Source organism: Bacillus sp. B15-48, assembly GCF_016879755.1.
GTDB lineage: Bacteria > Bacillota > Bacilli > Bacillales > Cytobacillaceae > Mesobacillus_B.
In genome coordinates, this window is sequence record NZ_WOFU01000001.1 from 804,561 (window position 1) to 828,739 (window position 24,179).

Here is a 24,179-nt window from a genome sequence, read left to right on the forward strand (position 1 = left end):
CCCTCACCTATCTGCTAAACTAATGGAAAAATGCCTTAATTATTGTTTCGTTTCGAGGAGGGACAAGTTTGATGACTAATGCAACGGACAAAATTTACCAAAAATTACTAGAAAATTACGATAGTGACAGGTTGGATCTGGCTGGGGTTTCCGGTAAACGCTTAGCAAGCCGTATGAAGGAAATTGCCGAGATTGGCCTGACTAGTGATGGGGGCTCGCACCGGATTGGGTTTTCAAAAGAAGAACAGCAGGCAAAAAAACGGATCATTCAATGGATGGAACAAGCTGGACTGACGGTTACACAAGACGGCGCCGGGAATGTATTCGGGCGCATCGAGGGGCGTAACCCTGGACTTCCGGCGCTCATGTCAGGGTCCCATGTCGATACCGTCCCAAATGGCGGCCATTTTGACGGTGTCTTAGGAGTGCTAGTCGCTCTTGAAGTTGCGGCGGCGTGGAAGGAATCAAACTATATTCCTGATCACCCCTATGAAGTGGTGATATTCACTGATGAAGAAGGCTCTCGCTTTAATGACGGCTTTACCGGCAGCCGTGCAGCGTTTGGATTAGCCACGGCTGAAGAGCAACTGAAACTAGCCGATGACCAAGGCATGCAATTTGCACAGGTGCTTGAAGATAACGGGCTGACAACGGAGCAATTTTTCACTGCGAAACGGAATGTTGCGGACATTAAAGCCTTCATCGAGGTCCATATCGAGCAAGGGCTCCAGCTTGAAAAAGAAAACCTTCCTGTAGGTATTGTCAGTGGGATTGCCGGGCCGTGCTGGCTTGAGATCACCTACACCGGTGTCGCTAGTCATGCGGGCAATACCCCCATGAATCTTCGCTCCGATGCGCTCGTAGCCGCGGGAGAGCTCATTTCTCACATCCCTCCCCTGCCGAGCCAGGTTAGCTCCACCGCAGTTGCTACGGTAGGTAAAATCGAGGTGAAACCGAACGGGATCAACGTCATACCTGGAGAGGTAACGCTGTTCGTAGACATTCGTGATATTCAATTAAAAACAAGAGATGAAGTCATCACGAAAGTCATTGACCTCGCGAATAAAATCGCTCACAAGTATCAGTTAGATTATCAATGGAAAGAACTTCTTAAAGTTGAGCCCGTCCCGCTTCCAGACGAAATTGTTACCAGAGTGACTGCTGCGGCTGATGCGAATGGAATCAAACCATATCTTCTGCCAAGCGGCGCGGGCCACGATGCCATGATTGCCGGCCAGTTTGTGCCAACAGGGATGATTTTTGTCCGCAGCAAGGATGGCCTCAGTCATAACCCATTAGAGTGGTCGTCATTAAACGATTGCGTCCAAAGTGTCCATGTTTTAAAACACGTATTGGAGAGCTACAAAGCTTAATTGAAAAAGTTTTCATATCAGTGAAACTTCCATCAGTCGGGCTATTACGGCCCGTTAATGCGATAAAAATAAAAAGGCTGGAACCTTGATTCGTCTAGGTTCCAGCCTTTTTTATTTTTAGAAAAGAAGGAAAAATGAGACGAGTCAGTTGTCGATAAAACAATTAATCTTCCGAAAATTGAACAAAAAAAGTCTTGCTTAACATAAATATCCTAATGTAAAATATCAATAAATGATAACCGATTATCACTAAATGATAATTAACCAAAAATAACCAAAAGGAGTGTAAGAGATGAAAAAACTATTGAAAAGCTCTTTAATCATAGGTTCGGCGTTATTGTTTATGGCTGGATGCTCTGGAGACGCGTCAAACTCAAATGATTCAGACGCGTTCACATTTGAGTTAGGTCATGGTGGTAGTATCGATTCCCACTTAAATGAAGGGGCAAAGAAGTTTATTGAATTAGTTGATGAAAAATCCGATGGCAGAATCGTGATCAACAACCATCCTAACTCACAATTAGGTGCAGAACGCGAAATGACGGAATCTGTACAAAGTCAGCTATTGGATATTGCCATTGTTTCAACAGGCCCTGTCGGTAACTTCGCAGACAAAGTAAATGCCCTAGATTTCCCTTTCCTATTTGATGACCATAAACATGCTGAGGACGTTCTCGATGGTCCTGTTGGCGAAGAAATCAATGCTCAGCTAGAAAGTGTGAATTTAAAGAACTTATACTGGGTTGACAATGGCTCTTATCATCTTGTTTCAAACAATAAACCAATCCGAACGGTTGAAGATATGAAAGGGTTAAAATTTAGAACACAAGAAAACCAAGTCCAAATTGATACAACCAATGCTCTAGGTGCATCAGCAACACCGATTGCCTTCAGTGAACTTTTTCTCTCGGCTCAACAAGGGGTCATCGATGGCCAAGGGAACTCATTAGCGGTGTTAATTCCAAACAGTTATTATGATGTGCACAAATATTTAACAATCACGAATCATATGTACTCTGCTGGAATGATCCTCATGAATAACCAAAGCTTTACTTCCCTTCCAGAAGATGTGCAGCAGATTCTATTAGAAGCAGCGAAAGAAGCGGGTACGCACCAACGTCAATTCGTTCAAGAGCTAAATGCAGAATATTTAGAAACCGCGAAAGCAAATGGCATGGAAATTATTGAAGACGCTGATTTAGAACCGTTCAAAGCGGCCGTTCAGCCTGTCTATGAAAAGCACGCTTCCAATTTCGGTGAACTGCACGACAAGATTAGAGAAGCTCAATAAGAGAAAATTGATAGAAGCGAGAAGAGTAACCTAGAGAAGCTCAATAAGGAAATGACCAATCAAAGGGTCTGACCAATAAGGGTGTCTGGCATCAACAAAGAAACACTATAGCTAGAGTGATTCGTACTTCTAACTAGATATAGTATCGTGGTGCCAGACACCCTTGCCTTCTTGATTTCATTTTTAAAAAATAAATGCCTATATTGTAAAAGTTAAAATCTTCAGTATAAGGGGGGAATGCAGATGACGCACTTTATCAAAATGGTTGATGTGATGAACAAGGGAATCAAGGTGATTATCGGGGTTTTCTTAGCGATTATGGCAATTGTTATTTTTACTCAAGTAATCTTGAGGTTCTTTTTCGGAGGAGCTTTTAACTGGGCGGAAGAATTGTCTCGATATTTAATGGTTTGGTCGATTTTTTTAGGGGCGGCGGTTGCGCTTCGAACACAATCTTTAATTGCGCTTGAGTTTGTTGCCGAGAAACTATCGACACCTTTAAAAAGAAAACTGAAAATCTTCGTCTTTCTTGGTGCGATTACTTTCTTCATTATTTTATTTGTCATGGGGATTCAAATGATGGGGAATGTTCAATTTCAAAAGTCGCCAGCTCTACAGATTTCGATGTCGATTCCCTACTTAGGGATCCCGGTTGGATCGGCGGCCTTATTGTTAAATGCAGTAGCTGTATTGTTTGAACTCATCCTGAATAAAACTCCTCAAGAAAGCGAGGGGATCTCCTAAATGACCTTTGTTCTATTAATCAGTCTAATCGTTTTTTTAGTGTTATCATTTCCCATTGCGATTGCTCTTGGACTCTCTTCAGTTATTGCCATCGTTTTTGCCGGAAACATTCCGCTGCAATCCATTGCTCAAAAAGCCTTCACTTCGATTGATTCCTTTACGTTAATGGCGATTCCGTTCTTTATTTTAGCGGGCACATTAATGGAGCATGGCGGGATTGCCAAGCGCCTAATTCGCTTTGCTAATTCCTTAGTTGGCGGGCTTACGGGCGGCTTAGGAATGGTGGTCGTCGTGACTTCGATGTTTTTTGCTGCCATTTCCGGTTCAGGGATTGCCGCAACGGCCGCACTCGGATCGATCTTGATTCCGGCGATGGTAAAGAAAGGCTATGACCGCAATTATGCTGGTGCCTTGCAAGCAATCTCCGGTGAACTAGGGGTCATTATTCCGCCAAGTGTGTCGATGATTCTCTTCGGAGTTGCGACAGGTGTTTCCATCAGTGACTTATTCTTAGCCGGGGTCATTCCTGGGATGTTGATTGCTTTTTCTTTAATGATCGTCGTTTATTTTATCTCGAAAAAGCGCGGCTATAAAGGAGATTCGAATATTCCAAAAGGCGAAGTATCGGCGGCGTTTAAAGACGCAATTTTAGCGATACTGATGCCTGTCATTATTTTAGGCGGAATTTACGGTGGAATCTTTACGCCAACAGAAGCGTCAGCAGTTGCGGTTGCCTACGCGTTTATAATCGGAATCTTTGTATACAAGGAGATTAAAATTAAAGACTTAATCCCCATTTTCACAAAATCAATGATTACGACGTCAATCGTTATGTTTATCATTTCGACAGCGGGGATTTTCAGCTATATTTTAACGCGCGAAGGGGTTCCACAAAAAATCGCGGCCTTCTTTGGGGATCTTACAACCTCACCGATTGTCTTTTTGCTCATTATCAACATTGTATTGTTAATCGTAGGGATGTTCTTTGACGGCAGTATTGCCATTATTATTTTAGCGCCATTATTAACACCGGCAGCGATGATGCTTGGCATTGATCCTATTCACTTCGGAATGGTCATGATCGTCAACCTAGCGATTGGTATGTGTACACCGCCGCTCGGAGTCAATCTGTTCGTTGCTTGTCAGATTGCCAATATCAAATTAGAGGGCATTGCAAAAGCGATCTTGCCTTTCTTAGCGGTCATGGTCATCAACGTGTTATTAATCAGCTATATCCCGCAACTAAGCTTGTTCTTAGTTGAGTTATTTAAATAATTCAAATCAGTAGAGGAGAGAAAAACATTGAATCAGAGCTTTTCGATTAAAGGCAATCTTGTCCTTCCAACAGAAGTTTTGTTTGATGCGTATGTTACCGTGGAAAACGGAAAGATTACGTCGATTTCAAAAGAACCGAACGGTGCTGAAATTATTGACGCCAGCGGTCAATATATTTTACCTGGAGGGATTGATGCCCATGTTCATTGTTATAGCGCATTGAGCGAAGGGTTTACCGCGGCAACAAAATCCGCGGCAGCAGGCGGTGTGACAACGATTATTGAAATGCCATACGATGCCGATAAACTCATTTGCAGCCAAGAGCTTTTTGAAGAAAAAATTAAGCTTTTGGAAAAAGAAGCCGTCGTCGATGTTGCTTTATTGGCAACAATCGCTCCGAAAGACGGTTTGAACCAAATTCCACTTTTAGCTGAAGCTGGAGCTTGTGGGTTTAAAGTTTCGTTATTTAACACCGATTCTACTCGTTTCCCAAAGATTGATGAGGGAACGCTTCATGAGGCGTTCCAGGAAATCGAAAAAACGGGACGACCTGTTGGCGTTCATTGTGAAACCGATTCGATTGTACGCAAATACCTCGATCAGTACGCAAGTGAAGGCCTTGACCCTGTTGCCCACTGCAAGAGCCGCCCGAAAGTTGCCGAGTCGACAGCTGCTTTAACCGTGCTTGAACTTGCTCACGATACAAATGTAAAGCTGCATCTCTACCATACGACGTTCCCACGTGTTTTTAACTTAGTAGAGTACTATAAAAGTCAAGGAACGAATGTGACAGCAGAAACGTGCACGCATTACTTAACACTCGTGGATGAGGATATGTCTCGTTTAAAAGCAAAAGGAAAAATTAACCCGCCATTGCGTTCGGCAGAAGATAAGGAAGCCTTATGGACACTGCTCGCAAAAGGCCAAATCGATATGGTCACGTCCGACCATGCGCCATGGACCATTGATAAAAAACAAGCAGACAACATTTTTGACAATTCTTCAGGTGCTCCTGGTGTTGAAGCCCTTTTACCCGTTTTATATAGTGAAGGAGTGGCGAAAGGAAAAGTCTCCATCCTCCAGCTAGTAAAACTACTAAGTGAAAATCCGGCGAAGCGGTTTGGATTAGGACACCGTAAAGGTCAAATCGCCATTGGCTACGATGCCGACCTTGTCGTTCTCAACCCTGAGGAGCATTGGACGCTAGATGAAGCAGAGCAGCATTCAAATGCTGGCTGGAGCCCCTATCACGGCATGGAAATGCATGGTAAAATTAAAAAGACGTTCGTTCGCGGACAAGAAATTTTTAATGAAGAAGTAACGGGACAACCGGGCGATGGTACTTTTATCCGTGCCGTTCATAGCCGGGAGGTGTAGAAGATGACTATTTTTGAGCAAAATGATGAGCGCATGAAACGGGATATTCTCACGCTAGCAGAAATGATTAATAAAGAGGTTGAAGGCTATACAAGACGACCGTTTACTGAATGGTATGCCCAAGGCCGCCAATGGCTAGCTAGTGAAATGGAAAATGCTGGGCTTCATGTCCAGATTGATGCTGCATCAAACTTAATTGGCAAACGTGAAGGAAAAAATGCGAATCTCGCCCCGATAGTCATCGGTTCCCATACGGACACGGTCACTGGCGGCGGTCGCTTTGATGGAATTATCGGTGTGTTGGCGGGAATTGAAATTGCCCGCCAACTCAAGGAGAAAAACATCGAGTTGTCGCACCCATTGTGGATCGTTGATTTTACCGCTGAAGAACCAAGTGAGTTCGGCATTTCGACAATCGGCAGCCGTGGAATGGTTGACAATCTTTCCGAAGAGATGCTGAATCGAAAAGATCCGAACGGACTTATTTTATCAGAAGGAATTAAACTTGCTGGCGGCCGGCCAGAGGAGATTTCAAGCGAAGCGTTAAAACATGGCGATGTTGCGCTTTATTTAGAATTACACATTGAGCAAGGTCCGGTATTGGAGCAAACCCAGCATGACCTTGCGGTTGTCACTGGAATTGTCGGTATTCAACGCTATCGCGTAACCGTGGATGGCCAGCCGAATCACGCAGGAACGACGCCGATGAACATGCGCTTTGATGCCCTAACAGGAGCATCAGAACTTGTGTTAGCCGTTGAAAAGATTGCCAATCAAACGTATGACGAGCAAGTCGTCGGAACGGTTGGCCGTTTGTTTAATGAACCGAATGGCGCCAATGTTGTTCCAGGGAAAGTAATCTTTGATATCGAGCTGCGCTCCTTAAGCACGGATGTCATCAATCAAATGGTTACCCAAATCGAAACGGCGATTGCGGCCGTTAGAGAAAAGCGGAACTTAACGATTTCAATCGATAAACTATCCGAGTCAGATGCGATCATCATTGCTGATGAAGTGCGAGCTGGAATCGAGAAGAGTTGTCAAGAGATTGGCAAGACGTTGCAGCTGCCAAGCGGGGCTGGCCATGATGCCAACCAGCTTGCAAGGATTGCGCCAATTGGAATGATTTTCGTTCCAAGTAAAGACGGAAAAAGCCATTGTCCAGAAGAATGGACCGATTTTGACCAAGTTGCCAAAGGAATGCAAGCATTGGGAAATGCTCTATTGCATTTCGACCAAAGTTTTAGCAAATAAGAAATCATTTACCCTTTCCTTGATAGGAAAGGGCTCCAAAAAGGGATATAGGAGAGTAGAAAACCGATGAGTACAATGAAAACTCTAGAAATACTAGACTTATACGATTTAAATACTAGGAAGTTAACTGTACCGGAAATGGCGAAACGATTAAATCAGCCGCAGAGCACCGTCTATCGTCAAGTGCGGATGCTAAAGGAAAAGGGCTATTTAATGGATGAACATGATGGTGGTTATCGGCTAGGATATAAGTTCTTAAAGTTTTCAAAGATTGTCAGTATGGACACCAATATTACGGTTGTCTCCTATCCTTTAATGCAAGAGTTAACGGAAAAAACAGGGGAAACCTCCCTACTGATGGTCTCTTCGGATTTACAATGCATTTGCCTTGCCGCAGCGAATTCAAGTGAAAGCATCAAAGTCTCAGCTGAGGTCGGTCAGATCTTCCCTTTGTACGGTGGGGCTTCGGCAAAATCGTTATTAGCGTTTTTAAACGAAGACATCGTCAATCAACTATTCGCGAAAAACATTGTGAAGAAACATACCGAAAAGACGATATTAGATATCGATGAACTTAAAAAAGATTTAAGCGAGATTCGCGACAAAGGCTACGCCTTTACGGTCGGTGAAATCGATGAAGATGTCGCCAGCTATGGCGTCCCGATTTACAACTATAATAATAGGGTCATTGCATCGTTAAGCATCGTTGGGCCAAGCGAAAGACTATTGGCAAAAAAACGCGAAGACATCCTCCGTGACCTCGAAGCAACCAGGGACCGGATTCAAGAGTATTTATAGACTCTTTTAAGTGCTAGGTACTGTTCTCCCTAGGGTGAACCTTATACATCAACCACAATAACCCATCACCAACTTCCTATTAGAACGTTGGTGGTGGGTTATAATTGTCAATGGATTTGCATGGAGTGGTTCCTCCAGATTCACAAACGGGCCAGTTATTTTTTCTAGTTGTGACAATCAGTCATACCCTCACCTTTCTCCTACCGGAAGACAATCAACCTCAACCGCCCATCGAAACCACCAAAAAGAGAAAGATAATAATAACGGGTTCCTTTAACTATCGCAAAATATTAAAAATGTAATACAAAATGACCTTCCCTGTTAGAACTAGATGTTGATTTCACTACGTCTGAAAAATAAGGGGAAAAATTCCGGCTAAACTGGGAAATACCGATATTTCCTTAAAAATAAGGGGAGTTTTTCCGTTTATATGATCCAAATCTTTGGATTTTGTCTTATTTAGAGCAGTTAAGCGGAATTTCTCCGCTTATATCCGCTTCTTAAGCTTCCCCTATATACATTAGCGGGAAATTCCCCGTCTATTAATTCTCCCGTGGAACATCCTGTGAAACAAGATTTTTCGGGGCGTCACAGTGACGTGAAGCCAGCCAAATATTTAGCATACCGAAAGGGCGATGTGACAATCTTTTTATAAAGAGTGCGATCACCCATATGAAGAGGAAATCGGTGATACGTATCAAGTGTATTGACCTCTAGAATCCAGATATTCTCATCTTGGTCTACCATTAGGTCCATTCCTAAGTCTCCATAATTGCCATATTCGCCAAACACCTGACAAATTCGAAAAGCAATCTTCTTTAGTTCTTCTATTTTCTTCAAAGCCTGTTGATCATTCATATTGAAGGCAATCTTTAAGGTGTCTATTCCTGAGCGTATAAAACCATTCCGAGTAAAGTTCGTAATAATATTGCCGCTCTTGCCAAACTTCCCAAATATTCCAGGACATTCCCATTGTCCTGCCCCGTTTTTTTGCATGATAACGCGAAAATCAATTGGTTTGTTTTTGTATCTATTCATCGTTATCGCTTGCTGGGCAAGATATTTTTTACTTTTGAGCTTATTAAACCATTGGTCAATGCTTTCTTTTCTATCCAAATGTCTTAGAACAGGCCCTTTCCCTTTTTTTCGCTCGGGATAGGTAATGAGATATCCAGTTGGGCTTTTCATTACCTTCATTATCCCTTTGGATAATGTACCGCCTGAAGGTTTTAAATAAACAGATTGATGGGCTCTGAGCATGTTATCTAAGGAAGGAAGATCAGTTAACTGCTCCGTAGCAGGGAGGTGACGGTACAGTTCCTCTACTGGCGATAATCGTTTCCAAAGCTCCCACTTATTAAAGGAACCGTTGGAATAGCTGTTAAAGACACAATCTCCTATAGTATCTACTAAATCATAAAAAACAGCCCTTGGCATGGCAGTTCGATTATAGGCAGAGTTTGGATATGGAAACATACCGAATTTCCAACGTTTGCTGTCGTCTTTTTCATAACAGTCATAGTAATAGCCCTTTATTTGTTTCCTTTTCGTATCAATAGTGTTCCAAGCACATAGATAAATGAAGCCATTAATTTTAGCATATTCATAGAAATATCCTTTGTAGCTATTAAGCTTTGAGGGAGTCATTTCGTTTAACTTAGAAAAAACAATGAAAGCAATAACAGGCCCTAGTTTAAGAGTATTATTCACTTTTTTAAGTTCATAGGATATGTCTGGAATGGCTAGATGACTGGTCCAATGCAGAGGCAGTCCAATTCTGTCTTCAGGAAAATCTGAAACGATTTGAACATCTATTTCTTGTTCAAAAGAGCCGAATTGAAATGTCATCAACCCTCCAGAAATCTGATATTTATTTGCTGTTTGCAAAGCCAAATAAACTCGATTGTCCCTTTGGCCCGTAATCCATTTTATAAACATATCGTAGCGATCCTTTCTAAAACCTTTCTTATTAAAATGCTCCCTATGAGCTCTTTCATGGCTCGCGTTTAAGGCACTTTCTTAACAAAGCGCGCACCATGAACCTCCCATGGCTCCCGTCTGCGCAGTTTTCTTTTAAATTATTCAGATTAAATGGAGTTGCTTGGACAACTGGCTAGATAAAGTGATTAATAGAAAAATTATTCGGGGCGTCACAGTGACGTAAAGCCAGCCACCGGAAGACAGTCACCTCAACCGTCCACCGAAACCACCAAAAAAGAGAAAGTTAATAAACCGAGTTCCGTTATCTATCGCAAATGTGAAAAATGGAAGGCAAAAATGACCTTCCCTGTGTTAGAACTTTATGTTGATTTCACTTCGTCTGAAAAATAAACGGAAGAATTCCGTCTAAACTGGGAAATATCGATATTTCCTTAAAAATAAGGGGAGTTTTTCCGTTTATATGATCAAAACCTTTGGGTTTTGTCTTATTTAGAGCAGTTAAGCGGAATTTCTCCGCTTATATCCGCTTCTTAAGCATCCCCTATATACATTAGCGGGAAATTCTCCGCCTATTAATTCTCCCGTGGAACATTCTGTGAAACAAGATTTTTCGGGGCGTCACAGTGACGTGGTCCAACCAAACGGATCCTCATGGGAGCCGTTTTGTATGCCTGTTAATGTATCGTAAAGCATTTGGGTGATTTCGCCAATTTTTCCATTGTTGACGATGATTCTGTCGTTCTTTGCTTTTAATTCACCAATTGGCGAAATGACTGCTGCTGTTCCGGTACCAAATGCCTCTTCTAACGTTCCGTTATGATATGCCGCTATCACCTCGTCGATTGAAATTCGGCGCTCTTCGACGGGAATATTTTTTGCTTTTAACAATTGAATCATCGAATCTCGCGTAATTCCTGGCAGGATGCTCCCATTTAACGCAGGTGTGATGACGGTTCCGTTTATTTTGAAAAAGACATTCATACTCCCTACCTCTTCCACATAACGGTTTTCTTTTCCGTCTAACCATAACGTTTGCGAATATCCATCTTTGCTTGCGATCTCTTGTCCTTTCAAGCTGCTAGCATAGTTTCCGCCAGTTTTTGCTTCACCCGTACCCCCGAGGGCAGCACGTACATAATGCTCTTCTACGAGGATTTTCACTGGTTTCATGCCTTCTTTATAATAAGAACCTACTGGAGACATAATGATGATAAATTGGAAGCTGTTCGAAGATGATATACCTAAATACCGCTCTGTTGCGATAATAAATGGGCGGATATAAAGCGATGTCCCAGGCTCGTCTGGAATCCATTCACGGTCCACTGTGATTAATTGCTTGAGCGCTTCTAATGCAAGCCCCTCGTCAATAGCAGGAATGCATAAACGTTCATTCGACGCGTTTAACCGTTTGAAGTTGCTTTCTGGACGGAATAATTGCACACTTTTATCGACTGTTAAATACGCCTTTAACCCCTCAAATACGGATTGACCGTAATGGAAAACCTTTGCCGCTGGATCGAGAGAAATGGATTGATAGGGGACAATACGGGCATCGTGCCACCCTTTTCCTTCTATATAATCTAAAATAAACATATGGTCAGTGAAAAATTGTCCAAAACCTAGTTGATTCATATCCGGCTTCACTTTTTTATTAGTTGTTAATTCTGTTTTTATTTCAATCATCGCCATATCCTCCAGTAGCAGTTATAAAATGAACATTCCAAAGAGAATGAATAATTAATATTCATTCTACTCAGCAGATTTCAATTCGTAAAATACATATAAACTATAGAAACTATGCGAAAAAGTTATAGAAACTTAAAGTTTATTCGCCTGAATATACTCGATGAACGTCCGGGCGGCAAAAGGAAGATATTTATTCTTTTTAAAAATAAGCACTAATTCCCACTCGATTAGTGGATCTGAAATAGAAATTGCCCGGACATTGCGATGATTAAATCGACTCACCATCGAGCGCGGAATGATCGAAATTCCTAACTTCGTTATAACCATTTCACCGATTAAATCCCATAGAGAACTTTTATAAGCGACGGTTGGTTCGAATCCCGACTGGATACATGCTTGTGTCACCACATCATGAAGGGCATAATCTTCTGTTAAGAGGATAAAAGATTCATTTTTCATTTCGGATAAACGGGCGGACTCTCTTTCGGCAAGCCAATGTTCACTGTCGACAAGCACAACTAGTTCTTCAGAAAACAAAGGGATCGTTTCGAAAGGCTCGGAGTCGACCGGCAGCACGGTAATTCCTAAATCGATTTCTCCTTCTTCTACCTTCCGCTTTAATTGTTTGGCATTGTGTTCGACCATTTCGATATCAATTTGCGGATATTCTTTCTTAAATCCAGCAAGTACATTAGGAAAAAGCAGTACACCGGTTGTAGGCATTAATCCCAATTTGATCGTTCCTTTTTTGACTTGAACCACCTCATTAACGGAAGCATAAACATCTTCGACCGACTGCAAAATGTGCAAAGCATGTTCATAAACGACAACCCCTGCATCCGTCAGTTTAAGTTGTCGCTCTGAACGATCTAATAACGTAACCTTTAGCTCGTCTTCAAGACTTTTGATCATCTTACTGATAGATGGTTGCGAGACGAGGAGAATTTGCGATGCCTTTGTAAAATTCCTTTGTTTAGCGACTTCTACGAAATATTTAAGGTGTTGAATATCCATTTCAAAAAAATTCCTTTCATTGATGGATTCGGGGCGTCATTGTGACCCTACTCTAGCCAAAATTTCAAATTTTATTCATCATCTACTAGCCTCATTATATAGAGAGAAACGATCAATATCATGATAATAGGAAGAAATGCAAAGAAAACTTCGGGTAGCAAAAGCAAGAAATGATAAATAAAAGGAGATATTCTTAGGAAGAAATCAAGAGGAAGAAATACAAGGGGGAAATTTAAAAAAACGATAACATCACTATACTCGACGAACATCTTAAAACTCCTGCAACAAATGACCAAAAATTTTTCGGGGCGTCACTGTGACCGCACACCCCTGTTCGATTTATTATTCAAATAAAGCCAACTTCCATTCACCAACAATTTCATCGTCTGCAGTTAAACAGGTTTGCAACACTATAGGTAACTTTATTCCCATTTTCTCTGTTTCAGCTGTATCAGTGATATTATCCTTAACATCCTTTTGCAAATAGAGATCACCTAATAACTTATTATAATACCGAACAATTGAAGCAACACCATATTCCCCAATGTATTCCTTATACTGGACTTTTATCCTTTTAAAGCTTTGCTTTTTCCAGTCTTCAATGGATAAATCTTCAAATCCGTTCGTGTGCAATGCTCTAAAACTACCATAAACATAGGCCTTATCTTCTCTCGATAATGACTCCCAAAATAGTTCAACATCATCACTTTTTAAAGAGTTCAAAAAATCAGAGACCAAGCCCATTTGTTGTGGCTGTATTTTATCAGTAAATTGATATTCCATGTAACAACGACCTACTTTCACTTATCAAGATTTTTCGGGGCGTCACTGTGACGCTTTTAAATTGGAAAATAATAGAGAAACGGCAGAACCGTCCCCGTGTTTCAGGTCCCCCTCCATTTCAAAGCTACCAACCTAGCTTCATCATATGAAAAATTTCCAAGGTTTTCAAATAATAATCACATGCCCCACTGGCCTGCCGAAAACCAATCCCAGGTGTATTTAATCTCGCTCTACAGCAGGGGAAGAATCCGTGGAACATCCTGTGAGAGAGATTTTTCGGGGAGTTCGTGGAATCACTGTGGCCGCGCAATGAACACAAAAGTGGATGAGCCATTAAAAAAGCTCATCCACTCATGTGGAACATCCTGTGAAACAAGATTATTCGGGGCGTCACTGTGACTTAATTCATGAACATTTCCATGTCAGCTTTTGTATTAGAAATGCCGCCTACACCGAAGTTCTCAACTAAGAAGTTCGTTACGTTTGGTGATAAGAAAGCTGGTAATGTTGGTCCAACGTGAATATCTTTCACACCCAAGTAAAGTAAAGATAAGAAAACGATAACCGCTTTTTGCTCATACCATGCGATATTATAAGATAACGGTAAATCATTTATACTTTCTAATCCGAATGCCTCTTTCAGCCTCAATGCAGTCATGACTAGAGAGTAGGAATCGTTACATTGACCAGCATCAAGTACTCTTGGAATCCCGTTGATATCACCTAATTCCAGCTTGTTGTATCGATATTTTGCACAACCGGCTGTTAAAATGATCGTATCTTTTGGAAGCTCTTCGGCAAACTCTTTATAATAAGTTCTGCTCTTATGGCGGCCATCACAGCCAGCCATGACAAAGAATCGTTTAATATCACCCTTTTTCACAGACTCTACAACTTGATCCGCTACTTGAGCCACTTGATTATGCGCAAATCCTCCAACAATTTCACCTTTTTCAATTTCTACCGGTGGCTGGCATGTCTTTGCATGCTCAATCATAACGGAGAAATCTTTTGTACCATCTTCATTTTTAGGAATATAGGTTACACCCTCAACAGCAGATGCCCCAGTTGTATACATTCTTCCTTTATAAGATTCCTTTGGTAGTACAATACAGTTTGTTGTCATTAAAATCGGACCGTTGAAGCTCTCGAATTCACGAGTTTGTTCCCACCATGCATTTCCGTAGTTACCGACAAAGTGATCATATTTTTTGAATGCTGGATAGTAGTTCGCTGACAGCATTTCACTATGTGTATACACATCTACTCCCGTGCCTTCGGTTTGTTTTAATAACTCTTCCATATCTTTCAGGTCATGACCGCTGATTAAAATTCCTGGATTTTGACGTACACCAATATTTACTTTCGTCATTTCAGGATGACCATACGTTGATGTATTTGCTGTATCTAAAAGCTCCATGGCATGCACGCCGTACTTTCCACATTCCATTGAAAGATCAATCAATTGTTCCATACCAACTGTATCATCTGTAATCTTTGTAAGTGCTTTTTGCATAAACGCATTTAACTCTTCATTTTCGTAGCTAAGAGCTTCCGCATGCTTTAAATACGCAGCCATTCCTTTCAAACCGTAAGTCACTAACTCTCTTAAAGAACGAATATCTTCATCTCTTGTAGCTAAAATACTAACTTCTTGAGAAGCAGATTTCATTTCAAGCTGAAAATCGGTTTCACCGTTCCAAGTGACAAAATCGCTATTGTTGTCTAAAGTGTACCCTGCATTTCTGATTGCCGCTTTAATTTCTTCCCGGATATTTAATCCTTCTCTTACTGTTTTAAAAAATCGATTCTTATCCCAATTTGCATTTGTAATCGTCATAAAAAGACCATTTACAATAAAGTGATCTGCTTTATTTTGATTAATCCCGATCTCACGAGCCATTGCGTTTACAATCGCTACTCCCTTAATCGTGTAAATCAATAAATCTTGCATATTTGCTAAATCATCTTTTTTTCCACATACTCCAACAATTGTACAACCTGTTCCTTTTGCGGTTTCTTGGCATTGAAAACAAAACATACTCATTAATCATTACCTCCAGTAAATGTTTTCCGATTTTTAATTCTCTTCTATAAACACTTTGTCTTATTTAGTGTGAATTTGAATAAGTTCCATAAGTTAATAACAATATAATCAACACGTTTACGTTGTAATTATAAATTCATTCATCTGGAATTTGGACTCTTTATGAACCTGTTCACAAACAAGTCAATAAGATTTGAACACTTCGTGACAAAAAGAAAAAGTGGATGAGCCATTAAAAAAGCTCATCCACTCATGTGGAACATCCTGTGAAACAAGATTATTCGGGGCGTCACTGTGACTAACTCTGTGACTAACTCTGTGACTAACTCTGTGACTAACTCTAATTTAAAAAAGCACACTTTTTTAAAATAAGTATGCTGTAGAATCTATAGTGGATCGGTGTCATGTTCACCAAAAAATCTTTGCAAAGTAAAACCTGTTAGAGCAGAATAACAGGCATCAACTAATACCTTTTTCTCTGCTTCTAGGACTTCATAAACGACAATAACATTGTTAATATACATCCAATAGTAACCGTTAAATTCAAAGTTCGGATAATCTACAACATCATAAGCTTTTTCCTGTGGTTTTACTGACAAAATACTTTTAGAATTTCGGAACACCAACTTGGGACCAATTTTATATGGTTTCATTTCAGCAAGTTTCACTCTTGCCTTTTGCCCCCAAATGACATCATAGTGTATTTCTTTATCTGTCACTGTTAATCTCATCCACTAATTTATCGAATTCTATTTCATCCCCACTATAATTCGAAAAGTCGCTATCTCTATTTTTTCTAGCGTCTCTTAATTGTTCTAAAATATCATCATTTGAAAAAATTGCCTTTGTCATTCTCTTTTTTTGTTTCTCTGACATTGTACTTAAACCATGTACATCACTCGACTCTGAAAGAGAAATTTCGAATGTTTTAGTTTCCGTTTTAAACGTATAGGTGTTTTCATCTACTTGGAAAGCTTCATACATTTTTCCATCATCATTCTTAACATATATCTTCATGAAGGACACCCCTTCCTTCTTTTTATAATAAGCGATAAATAAACTTCTTCCGCTAAATGACTTTTAATCTATATCATCATTATAAGTGATTATTCCCCTTAATACTAATGCTAAAATTGGAACTATACAATGTGGTATATATTAACCTGATAACACCAGTATATGATGGTTCATTCAAACTTAACATACCCTTCAAACCCTGCCTTCTTTATTTTTTCTAACAATTCTTCTCCATTTTTCTTACTTGAAAATGTCCCAACTTGCACACGAAGTAAAACCTTCTCATCAGGAGGCTTTTTCGTTAGAGGAGCTGAAGTTTTCATTACAATTAAGAATCCTTTCTAGGTGTATTTAAACTCGCTCTACAGCAGGGGCAGAATCCGTGGAACAATCTAACAATCTGTGAAACAAGATTATTCGGGGCGTCACTGTGACAATCTGCCAGTAATTCATTTAAATAAAAATGCTAGTAAACTACAAAAGTGGATGAGCTATTAAGAAAGCTCATCCACTCATGTGGAACATCCTGTGAAACAAGATTTTTCGGGGCGTCACTGTGACGCAGGTTGTTTTTGAACTTCACTTGTAATGATAAACTCTGCTTCACCAACAAACTTTTTTTCATCTGCAAGGACCACTTCATCTTCGGCAAGTGCAGCTTGCCATTTCTTAAATTCAGCATAGTCGGTGAACCAAAACTCAGCCATTCCATTATAGTTATACGGTACTTCACCTGAAGGATACGCATCGTATTCAATATGATTTTGTACATAACGGTTGCAATGTTTCCACCAAGGTCTGTTTTTTACTAGAGGTCCATGAGTGTTCAACCAATAGTCATGATATTCCTCAACAGATAGATGCGCCGCTTTTCTTATTACAGCGACCGCTTTTATTTTGCTCTTTTGTTCCCAATCCGGAACTGCCTGGATTTCCTTTTCATTCGTGATGAGCCCACCTAGCTTGTCTCGCTCGAATAATTTCTCTTCATCTTCAGCGATTACACTTAGTTCTGGAAGCTGCGCCCAGCTTTGGTAACTTTCCAAAGAATCAAACCAAACTTGCGCAACACCATCGAATGCCGGGGGATTGTCCTCATACATTTCATGCAGAGTATGAGTTTGCACATATTTACGGATATAACTGTACCAAGAAGGGGTACGCATCGCAATATCGCAATGTTCATTGAGCCAATATCTGTGAAACTCCGGGATCGAAAGGTTGCGATTTTTCTTTAAAAGTACGGACATTTTAACCACTGAACCACTCCTTTTATAAAATTTATAAGATGCCTATTCTACTAGTAGATTCTTTTAAAATGATATGTGGATAATCATATAAGAAGAACATGAAATCTATTTTGCCTGTAAAATTGGGAGGGAAAGCAGAGCCTTCCCCCTGTTTCAAGGTGTAATTAAACCCACTCTACAGCAGGGGGAGAATCCGTGGAACATCCTGTGAAACAAGATTTTTCGGGGCGTCACTGTGACGCTCTTTGTGACGCTCTTTGTATACCCTTGCAAATATAAATGAAAACCTTCATATTTATAGAGAAGGAGGTTCGATATGCGAAGCGATATACAACCAAATGAACTAGCTTTTTCTACAAAGGAAGTAGCAGAAGAAGTAGGGATTGCAACTCCCACTGTCCGGAAATATAGCCAAATCCTAGAACGGAATGGATATGAGTTTTTAAAAGATGGTGATCGACGTATCTTTGTTCAATCAGACATCGTAGCGCTTAAAGCGTTACGCGATACGGGCAAGCCATTAGACGATACAGCCAAAGACCTTGTACATCAACAAAAAGAAAGATTAGAAGAATCTAATGAAATAGAGATAGCGCTACCCAATACATATGAAAATTTACCAGAAGACTCTAATCAATTAAAAGAATTCTTAAAGTTTTTAGCCAATGAACTCGCCGCTACACGAGAAATGAATGACAGATTGACAAACGATATGTCCCAGCTTAAAACAACCGTCTCCCGACTCCAGCAAGATCATCACGTTATAAGTTCCACTATTGGGAACTCAACCCAAAAAACGAATGCTAAAATTGAAAAATTTGCAGAACAACAAAATAACAATTATGAAACATTACTGCAATTAGAAAAACAAAAAAGTGAACTCTTACAAAAGGAAATCCAAGATATGCGGAACGAACAGAAAAAAGAATGGGGTTTACAAAATGATTTTAATAAACGATTTGAAGAAGCGATACAAAAGCCTAAAGTAAAGAAGGGATGGTTATTCTCCATATTTCGCAAATAAAGTCGATGCAGCAAACGAAAATCGTAGTTAAAATAACATTGATTCGTAACAGAGGGGGGCGTGTCACCCCCATTTTTTGATTCGTATCGCTAAGCGATATAACCTGAATGAAACACGGGGACGGTTCTGCCGTTTCTCATCCCTTCAAATGTAAGAAAGAAGGTTCTGAAATGCGTTATGATATCTTTTGGAATAAACACGTCTTCTCTTCCAAGGAGTGAAGATACAGGAATAAACGTTCGATGTTGTAGCCAGATTTCAGAGCGATGGATAGAGGTTTTGAAAGTTAGTAATTGACCTATCACTGTTCGCTCAAACATCGGAACACTTATAGCGTTACGCGATACGGACAAGTCATTAGGCGATACAGTTAAAAACTTTTTGCAAGGCAAAAGTAAGATTAGAAGAGTCCACAGAAACTGACCCAATATAGAAAATTGCCCCTTACGACTCTATTCCCTATTTTTTATCACATCAACGGGTAAATTAGAGTCAAATGCATTTATACTTAAATTCCTTTTTTCGATTATTAACACTAAATATTTTCAAATCCCAACAAAAATTCCCGGGAAATATCTACAAATTATGAGCAGATATCGACAATGAATTGAGAGCAAGGCCAGTGGTCAGACCCCAATGGAGTGAAACGGCAGAACCGTCCCGGTGTTTCTTGATATTATTGTCGAAAATATTATACTAGAATGTAGCTTTTACATAACTTCAACATAGGTAGGTCATTTATGAGAAAAATTGCAATTGAAATTTCCCTTGTCATCATTGGGTCAGTGATTTTTGCGCTATCAATCAACTTATTTGTCATTCCTAATGATCTAGGGGAGGGCGGCGTAACAGGTATTACGATCATCCTCTATTATCTGTTTGGCTGGGCACCGAGTATCACCAGTTTAATTTTAAACGGGATTATCATTTTGATAGGTTATAAGTTTTTGAATAAAACGACGACCATTTACACAATTATTGCGACGGTTAGCTTGTCCGTTGCCTTAGGCTTGACTAAGGGCTGGTCCATCCAATCGGATGAAGTCCTGTTAAATAGTATTTTTGCCGGAGTTCTTACTGGATTGGGATTGGGGTTGATTATTCGTGCTGGTGGGACAAGCGCCGGTACGACGATCCTAGCTAAAATTACGCATAAATACCTTCGTTGGAATATAAGTTATGCATTGTTATTTTTCGACCTTATTGTTGTCTTTGCCTCTTGGTTTATCATAGGCACAGAAGGTTTAATGCTAACGATTTTAATGCTCTATATTACCACGAAAGTGATGGATTATATTATAGAAGGTTTGTCTTCAAAACGGGCGATTACGATTGTATCGAATAATTATGAGGAAATTGCCTGTAAAGTGAACGAAGTGATGGGACGGGGAGTAACGGTCTTATCAGGCTATGGTTTCTATTCGAAACAAAAGAAAGACATCCTGTACATCATTATCAGCAAACAAGAAATTACTCGTCTGAGAAAAATCATTATAGAAATTGATCCAAACGCCTTCATTACTGTCCAGGATGTGAGGGATGTCTTTGGCGAAGGCTTTGTGAAAATGAGTGATAACTAAAACCGATGCCATTGATGACATTGGGTCAGACCCCACTGGCCTCCCACTGGTCTTAGGTTCGTGGTAAATTAAAGTCGGCAAGTTAAATTGTTAAAAATTAGTGAAACGGCAGAACCGTTCCGGTGTTTCACCGGTGTTTCACACAAAAGAAGTAATTACCCAACTCTTTGGTCGGAGCGGTGGGCGATTACTTCTTTTTTCTATTGGTGATGCAAGGCCAGTGGTCAGACCCCAATGGAGTGAAACGGCAGAACCGTCCCGGTGTTTCACCCCTCTGACCAGACTCCTTTTAAGGATTTTAGGGTTTTTTCACGTATTTGGATTCGGTTGATATAGTCTTTTGCTACGAGTTCTGTGTAAATTAGGTCAAAGTACAGGAAGAGTGGTAAGGTTGGTGAGATGTTCTGGGCCATATGCATACTATTTTTGCTCATGACTAATAGGGGTAAATCTGCTAACTGGGAGAGTTCCGATGCTTTTTCACTGGTGATTGCTAAAATGGTTGCGCCTTGTTGCTTGGCGATTTTAACCGCATCGATGACTTCTTTTGTTTTTCCCGAAACCGAAATTCCAATCACTAAACTGTCTTCCGTCGTTAATGCTGCGTCCATTACCGCTTGATGTGGATCGGTAATCGACTCCACATTGACACCCACTCGAAAAAACTTCCATTTAAACTCTTGTGCCGCAATCCCAGAGTTGCCTATTCCATAAACATGAACCTTCTTAGCCTGATTTAAAAGCGCAACGGCTTGTTGAATATCCCGATACGTGATTTTTCGAAAGGTCGTTTCAATGATCTCTAAATGGTTTTGATAAAGGTTAGAAAAGTAATCAATTTCCTTGATGTCACTCGTCGTAGTCGGTTTGTTTCGCAAGTCAATATACCGTTTTAATTCGTGCCTAAATTCATTAAATCCTGAAAACGAAATTTTTTGGCAGAAACGAGTAATTGTGGCTGGCGAAACATGAATTTTTTTGGCAATTTGACTAATTGATAATTGGCTGACTTCATCTGAATTGGCTATAATATATTTTGCTAGCTCTGCCTCAGAACTAGTAAATTTCTCCATACTACATACGATTCCATGGATCAGATTCTCACCGAGATATTCCATATTTTGCTCCTCTTTTAGAATAATTCACTCGTTCATTATACTCGAAATTCATATGTTCATTGTACCAAAAATTCATATGTTCATTGTACCTGATAATCCATTCGTCAATTATACACGTCGATACCACTATTCTTCATTAAAAAGGGCAAAAATATAACAACTGCAGCCAATGAAGCACTAACTAAACAGACCCCATCTGTTTTTTGCACAAAAAATAACCCAAGCAAACCGCCTGGGTTAAAAAGTTCCGTCGGCATTAATCTAGCTTGACGAGGATAATGCCCCTCGCGAAGCCTTTAATCCCCCTTAATCTTGCAATGCCTCAACAAATTTTTTCGTGATCAGCTGTGGTCTTGTAATCGCGCCACCTACAACGACCGCATGAACATTATAATCTAGTACGGACCGTGCGATTGCTGGCGTCGCAACATTTCCTTCTGCCAAAACCTTTGCTTTAGTCACTTTTTCCACAATTTGTTTTATGACGTCATAATCATGATCATCAATTTTCAATCCATTTGTTTCCTCTGTATAGCCATACAACGTCGGCGCCACAATATCAAACCCTAACTCATCGGCAAACATCGCTTCTTCAACCGAAGAGACATCCGCCATCAACAAGACATCAGGATACTTGGATCTTACCTCTTTATAAAATGTCACTAAATCACAGCCATCAGGTCGGAGTCGATTCGTCGCATCTGTGGCAATGATCTCGACACCCGTTTCTGCTAAGGCATCAATCTCTTTCATCGTAGGGGTAATAAAGACTGGATGGTCCCCGTACACTTGTTTAATGATGCCAATGACCGGCAGTTCTACTTGTTTTTTGATTTCGACAATGTCCGAAACGGAGTTGGCACGAATGCCAACCGCTCCGCCCTCTTTTGCAGCTACTGCCATACGCCCCATAATGAAAGAACTGTGTAACGGTTCCCCTTCTAAAGCCTGGCAGGAAACAATTAATCCCTTTTCAATCTGTTCTAACACTTGATGCATATCCAAACACGTCCTTACTATGAAATCTTATTTATCACTCACCTAAATACTCTTCCACTTCGTTTTTCACAATCGTCACTTGAGGTCCGTAAATTATTTGAACACCCGTTCCTTTTTTAACAATCCCTTTGGATCCCGTCTGTTTGATGACTTCGTCTTGAACCAATGATTCATCTTTAATCGTGACCCGAAGTCGCGTTGCACAACAATCAACAATCTCAATATTATTCGCGCCGCCTAATCCTTCAACAATTGTTTTCGCACGGTCTGTCGCAGAAACTTGCTCTGCTACGGTGTCTTCCTTATCTTCACGGCCAAGAACCTTGAAGTTCTTTTTACGAATTAAGAATTTAAAGGTAAAATAGTACAAGAAGAACCATGGAATCCCGACAACCAATACATATATCCAGTTCGTTTTATCAACACCTTGAAGAACTCCAAATAGAATAAAATCAATAAATCCACCTGAGAATGTTTGTCCAACAGTAATATTGAAGATGTCAGCCATCATAAACGCAAATCCATCAAAGATTGCGTGAACTAAATACAGAAGTGGCGCAACGAATAAGAAACTAAATTCAAGCGGTTCAGTAATCCCTGTTAAGAAGGAAGTTAATGCTGCTGATAACAGAATTCCCGCAACCACTTTTCGGTTTTCCTTTTTGGCACAATGATAAATCGCTAATGCCGCACCCGGCAAACCGAACATCATCGTAATAAACCGACCAGACATAAATCGTGATACACCTTCGTAATATTGCTCGGTGGACGGATCAGCCAACTGCGCAAAGAAAATATTTTGCGTACCGCTGATTAATCTGTCGCCAATTTCCATCGTACCCCCAAGAGCCGTTTGCCAAAATGGAAGGTAGAAAATATGATGTAAACCAAGCGGCCCAAGCATCCGTAAAATAAACCCATACAACAGCGTACCAATTTCTCCTGTGCCTGTCACAAGCGCGCCCAACAGATTAATAAATTGTTGGAAATAAGGCCAAATGACAAAGAGCGCTGCTCCGACAAAGATCGCAGTAAACGAAACAACGATCGGAATAAAACGAGATCCTCCAAAGAAACCTAACACTTGTGGCAACTCAATTTTATTGTATTTATTGTGTAAAGCAGCGGCAACAATCCCGATGATAATCCCGCCAAATACACCCGTTTCCAATGTCTGAATCCCAACGGCCATTCCCTGACCTACTCCAGCTAAATTCTCTTCAGCCAGCTCCCCTGAAATCGCAAGCAGGGCACCGATGGCACTATTCATAACAAAATAACCGATCATCGCAGCTAATCCAGCCGTCCCTTTATCAGAACGAGCTAAACCAACCGCAACACCCACCGCAAAGATAATTGGCAAGTTTGCAAACACGATACTACCGGCAGCACTCATAATTGTAAAAATAGCTTGCAGCCAAGCGATATCTAAAAACGGGTAAGCTGATACCGTATTCGGGTTGGACAGCGCTCCACCAATCCCTAATAACAAACCAGCCGCCGGTAAAACCGCAATTGGAAGCATAAACGATTTACCAAATTGCTGAGCTTTTTCAAAAGCTTTCTTCATCAAATATTACCTCCCTTATGTTCTCTCTAAAGTGGTAT

At 40.5% G+C, this 24,179-nt stretch carries 21 protein-coding genes; 9 read left to right on the forward strand and 12 right to left on the reverse strand.

The genetic code is table 11. The annotated features are described in order from the left end of the window. Positions 1 to 71 precede the first annotated feature (71 nt). The 7 genes from GNT69_RS03635 (at position 72) to GNT69_RS03665 (ending at position 8,112) form a co-directional block, all read left to right on the forward strand. Positions 72 to 1,373: a M20 family metallo-hydrolase gene (locus tag GNT69_RS03635; protein ID WP_203553575.1), complete on the forward strand. Its 1,302-nt coding sequence runs from the start codon at positions 72 to 74 to the stop codon at positions 1,371 to 1,373. A 292-nt stretch (positions 1,374 to 1,665) separates the two neighbouring features. Beyond that, entirely contained in the window at positions 1,666 to 2,664 is a 999-nt protein-coding gene (locus GNT69_RS03640; protein WP_203553576.1) for a TRAP transporter substrate-binding protein, read from the forward strand. 243 nt (positions 2,665 to 2,907) lie between these two features. Continuing rightward, positions 2,908 to 3,408: a TRAP transporter small permease gene (locus GNT69_RS03645; protein ID WP_203553577.1), complete on the forward strand. Its 501-nt coding sequence runs from the start codon at positions 2,908 to 2,910 to the stop codon at positions 3,406 to 3,408. Continuing rightward, entirely contained in the window at positions 3,409 to 4,683 is a 1,275-nt protein-coding gene (locus GNT69_RS03650) for a TRAP transporter large permease (RefSeq protein WP_203553578.1), read from the forward strand. A gap of 27 nt (positions 4,684 to 4,710) precedes the next feature. Beyond that, on the forward strand, positions 4,711 to 6,060 hold the full coding sequence (locus GNT69_RS03655) for a dihydroorotase (RefSeq protein ID WP_203553579.1): 1,350 nt from the start codon (positions 4,711 to 4,713) through the stop codon (positions 6,058 to 6,060). Positions 6,061 to 6,063: 3 nt separating this feature from the next. Further along, positions 6,064 to 7,314, forward strand: a complete 1,251-nt coding sequence (locus tag GNT69_RS03660; RefSeq protein ID WP_203553580.1) for a Zn-dependent hydrolase — start codon at positions 6,064 to 6,066, stop codon at positions 7,312 to 7,314. A gap of 66 nt (positions 7,315 to 7,380) precedes the next feature. Then, the gene (locus tag GNT69_RS03665) at positions 7,381 to 8,112 is read left to right on the forward strand and encodes an IclR family transcriptional regulator (protein WP_203553581.1); all 732 of its coding nucleotides are present in this window, start codon (positions 7,381 to 7,383) and stop codon (positions 8,110 to 8,112) included. A 588-nt stretch (positions 8,113 to 8,700) separates the two neighbouring features. Here the strand turns inward: GNT69_RS03665 and GNT69_RS03670 are convergent. The 9 genes from GNT69_RS03670 to GNT69_RS03710 form a co-directional block, all read right to left on the reverse strand. Next, positions 8,701 to 10,050, reverse strand: coding sequence for a YheC/YheD family endospore coat-associated protein (locus GNT69_RS03670; protein WP_203553582.1), 1,350 nt, complete (start codon positions 10,048 to 10,050; stop codon positions 8,701 to 8,703). A gap of 621 nt (positions 10,051 to 10,671) precedes the next feature. After that, a complete protein-coding gene (locus GNT69_RS03675) occupies positions 10,672 to 11,736 on the reverse strand; it encodes a branched-chain amino acid aminotransferase (protein WP_481747588.1) in 1,065 nt (354 codons plus the stop codon). 135 nt (positions 11,737 to 11,871) lie between these two features. Beyond that, the gene (locus GNT69_RS03680; protein ID WP_203553584.1) at positions 11,872 to 12,753 is read right to left on the reverse strand and encodes a LysR family transcriptional regulator; all 882 of its coding nucleotides are present in this window, start codon (positions 12,751 to 12,753) and stop codon (positions 11,872 to 11,874) included. A gap of 342 nt (positions 12,754 to 13,095) precedes the next feature. Next, the gene (locus tag GNT69_RS03685) at positions 13,096 to 13,536 is read right to left on the reverse strand and encodes a hypothetical protein (RefSeq protein ID WP_203553585.1); all 441 of its coding nucleotides are present in this window, start codon (positions 13,534 to 13,536) and stop codon (positions 13,096 to 13,098) included. A gap of 400 nt (positions 13,537 to 13,936) precedes the next feature. Next, complete coding sequence (gene hcp / locus GNT69_RS03690) at positions 13,937 to 15,583, reverse strand: hydroxylamine reductase (RefSeq protein WP_481747589.1); 1,647 nt, start codon at positions 15,581 to 15,583, stop codon at positions 13,937 to 13,939. 386 nt (positions 15,584 to 15,969) lie between these two features. Next, a complete protein-coding gene (locus GNT69_RS03695; RefSeq protein ID WP_203553586.1) occupies positions 15,970 to 16,302 on the reverse strand; it encodes a hypothetical protein in 333 nt (110 codons plus the stop codon). Beyond that, entirely contained in the window at positions 16,292 to 16,600 is a 309-nt protein-coding gene (locus tag GNT69_RS03700; RefSeq protein ID WP_203553587.1) for a hypothetical protein, read from the reverse strand. The genes GNT69_RS03695 and GNT69_RS03700 overlap by 11 nt, the downstream gene beginning before the upstream one ends. A 170-nt stretch (positions 16,601 to 16,770) precedes the next feature. Continuing rightward, entirely contained in the window at positions 16,771 to 16,923 is a 153-nt protein-coding gene (locus GNT69_RS03705; RefSeq protein WP_203553588.1) for an SPOR domain-containing protein, read from the reverse strand. A 228-nt stretch (positions 16,924 to 17,151) separates the two neighbouring features. Continuing rightward, complete coding sequence (locus GNT69_RS03710; RefSeq protein WP_239094059.1) at positions 17,152 to 17,850, reverse strand: EthD domain-containing protein; 699 nt, start codon at positions 17,848 to 17,850, stop codon at positions 17,152 to 17,154. A gap of 316 nt (positions 17,851 to 18,166) precedes the next feature. On the opposite strand from GNT69_RS03710, the gene GNT69_RS03715 reads away from it, so the two are divergent. After that, positions 18,167 to 18,874, forward strand: coding sequence for a hypothetical protein (locus tag GNT69_RS03715; protein WP_203553590.1), 708 nt, complete (start codon positions 18,167 to 18,169; stop codon positions 18,872 to 18,874). Between the two features lie 740 nt (positions 18,875 to 19,614). Continuing rightward, positions 19,615 to 20,454: a YitT family protein gene (locus GNT69_RS03720; protein ID WP_203553591.1), complete on the forward strand. Its 840-nt coding sequence runs from the start codon at positions 19,615 to 19,617 to the stop codon at positions 20,452 to 20,454. A 266-nt stretch (positions 20,455 to 20,720) separates the two neighbouring features. Here GNT69_RS03720 and GNT69_RS03725 read toward each other — a convergent pair whose 3' ends face one another. The 3 genes from GNT69_RS03725 to GNT69_RS03735 form a co-directional block, all read right to left on the reverse strand. Beyond that, positions 20,721 to 21,572: a MurR/RpiR family transcriptional regulator gene (locus GNT69_RS03725; protein WP_203553592.1), complete on the reverse strand. Its 852-nt coding sequence runs from the start codon at positions 21,570 to 21,572 to the stop codon at positions 20,721 to 20,723. A 306-nt stretch (positions 21,573 to 21,878) separates the two neighbouring features. Then, positions 21,879 to 22,571, reverse strand: a complete 693-nt coding sequence (locus GNT69_RS03730) for an N-acetylmannosamine-6-phosphate 2-epimerase (RefSeq protein WP_203553593.1) — start codon at positions 22,569 to 22,571, stop codon at positions 21,879 to 21,881. Positions 22,572 to 22,605: 34 nt separating this feature from the next. Further along, positions 22,606 to 24,141 (reverse strand): maltose/glucose-specific PTS transporter subunit IIC, encoded by a 1,536-nt coding sequence (locus GNT69_RS03735; protein WP_203553594.1) that lies wholly within the window; start codon positions 24,139 to 24,141, stop codon positions 22,606 to 22,608. Between the last annotated feature and the right edge of the window lie 38 nt (positions 24,142 to 24,179).

Coding starts and splice junctions, on each gene's coding strand:
- GNT69_RS03665 (WP_203553581.1), top strand. CDS start 7,381: ATGAGTACAATGAAAACTCTAGAAATACTAGACTTATACGATTTAAAT.
- GNT69_RS03705 (WP_203553588.1), bottom strand. CDS start 16,923: ATGAAAACTTCAGCTCCTCTAACGAAAAAGCCTCCTGATGAGAAGGTT.
- GNT69_RS03725 (WP_203553592.1), bottom strand. CDS start 21,572: ATGGAATATCTCGGTGAGAATCTGATCCATGGAATCGTATGTAGTATG.
- hcp (WP_481747589.1), bottom strand. CDS start 15,583: ATGAGTATGTTTTGTTTTCAATGCCAAGAAACCGCAAAAGGAACAGGT.
- GNT69_RS03670 (WP_203553582.1), bottom strand. CDS start 10,050: ATGTTTATAAAATGGATTACGGGCCAAAGGGACAATCGAGTTTATTTG.
- GNT69_RS03645 (WP_203553577.1), top strand. CDS start 2,908: ATGACGCACTTTATCAAAATGGTTGATGTGATGAACAAGGGAATCAAG.
- GNT69_RS03710 (WP_239094059.1), bottom strand. CDS start 17,850: ATGTCCGTACTTTTAAAGAAAAATCGCAACCTTTCGATCCCGGAGTTT.
- GNT69_RS03635 (WP_203553575.1), top strand. CDS start 72: ATGACTAATGCAACGGACAAAATTTACCAAAAATTACTAGAAAATTAC.
- GNT69_RS03730 (WP_203553593.1), bottom strand. CDS start 22,571: ATGCATCAAGTGTTAGAACAGATTGAAAAGGGATTAATTGTTTCCTGC.
- GNT69_RS03735 (WP_203553594.1), bottom strand. CDS start 24,141: ATGAAGAAAGCTTTTGAAAAAGCTCAGCAATTTGGTAAATCGTTTATG.
- GNT69_RS03640 (WP_203553576.1), top strand. CDS start 1,666: ATGAAAAAACTATTGAAAAGCTCTTTAATCATAGGTTCGGCGTTATTG.
- GNT69_RS03685 (WP_203553585.1), bottom strand. CDS start 13,536: ATGGAATATCAATTTACTGATAAAATACAGCCACAACAAATGGGCTTG.
- GNT69_RS03720 (WP_203553591.1), top strand. CDS start 19,615: ATGAGAAAAATTGCAATTGAAATTTCCCTTGTCATCATTGGGTCAGTG.
- GNT69_RS03680 (WP_203553584.1), bottom strand. CDS start 12,753: ATGGATATTCAACACCTTAAATATTTCGTAGAAGTCGCTAAACAAAGG.
- GNT69_RS03675 (WP_481747588.1), bottom strand. CDS start 11,736: ATGATTGAAATAAAAACAGAATTAACAACTAATAAAAAAGTGAAGCCG.
- GNT69_RS03650 (WP_203553578.1), top strand. CDS start 3,409: ATGACCTTTGTTCTATTAATCAGTCTAATCGTTTTTTTAGTGTTATCA.
- GNT69_RS03700 (WP_203553587.1), bottom strand. CDS start 16,600: ATGAAGATATATGTTAAGAATGATGATGGAAAAATGTATGAAGCTTTC.
- GNT69_RS03715 (WP_203553590.1), top strand. CDS start 18,167: ATGCGAAGCGATATACAACCAAATGAACTAGCTTTTTCTACAAAGGAA.
- GNT69_RS03660 (WP_203553580.1), top strand. CDS start 6,064: ATGACTATTTTTGAGCAAAATGATGAGCGCATGAAACGGGATATTCTC.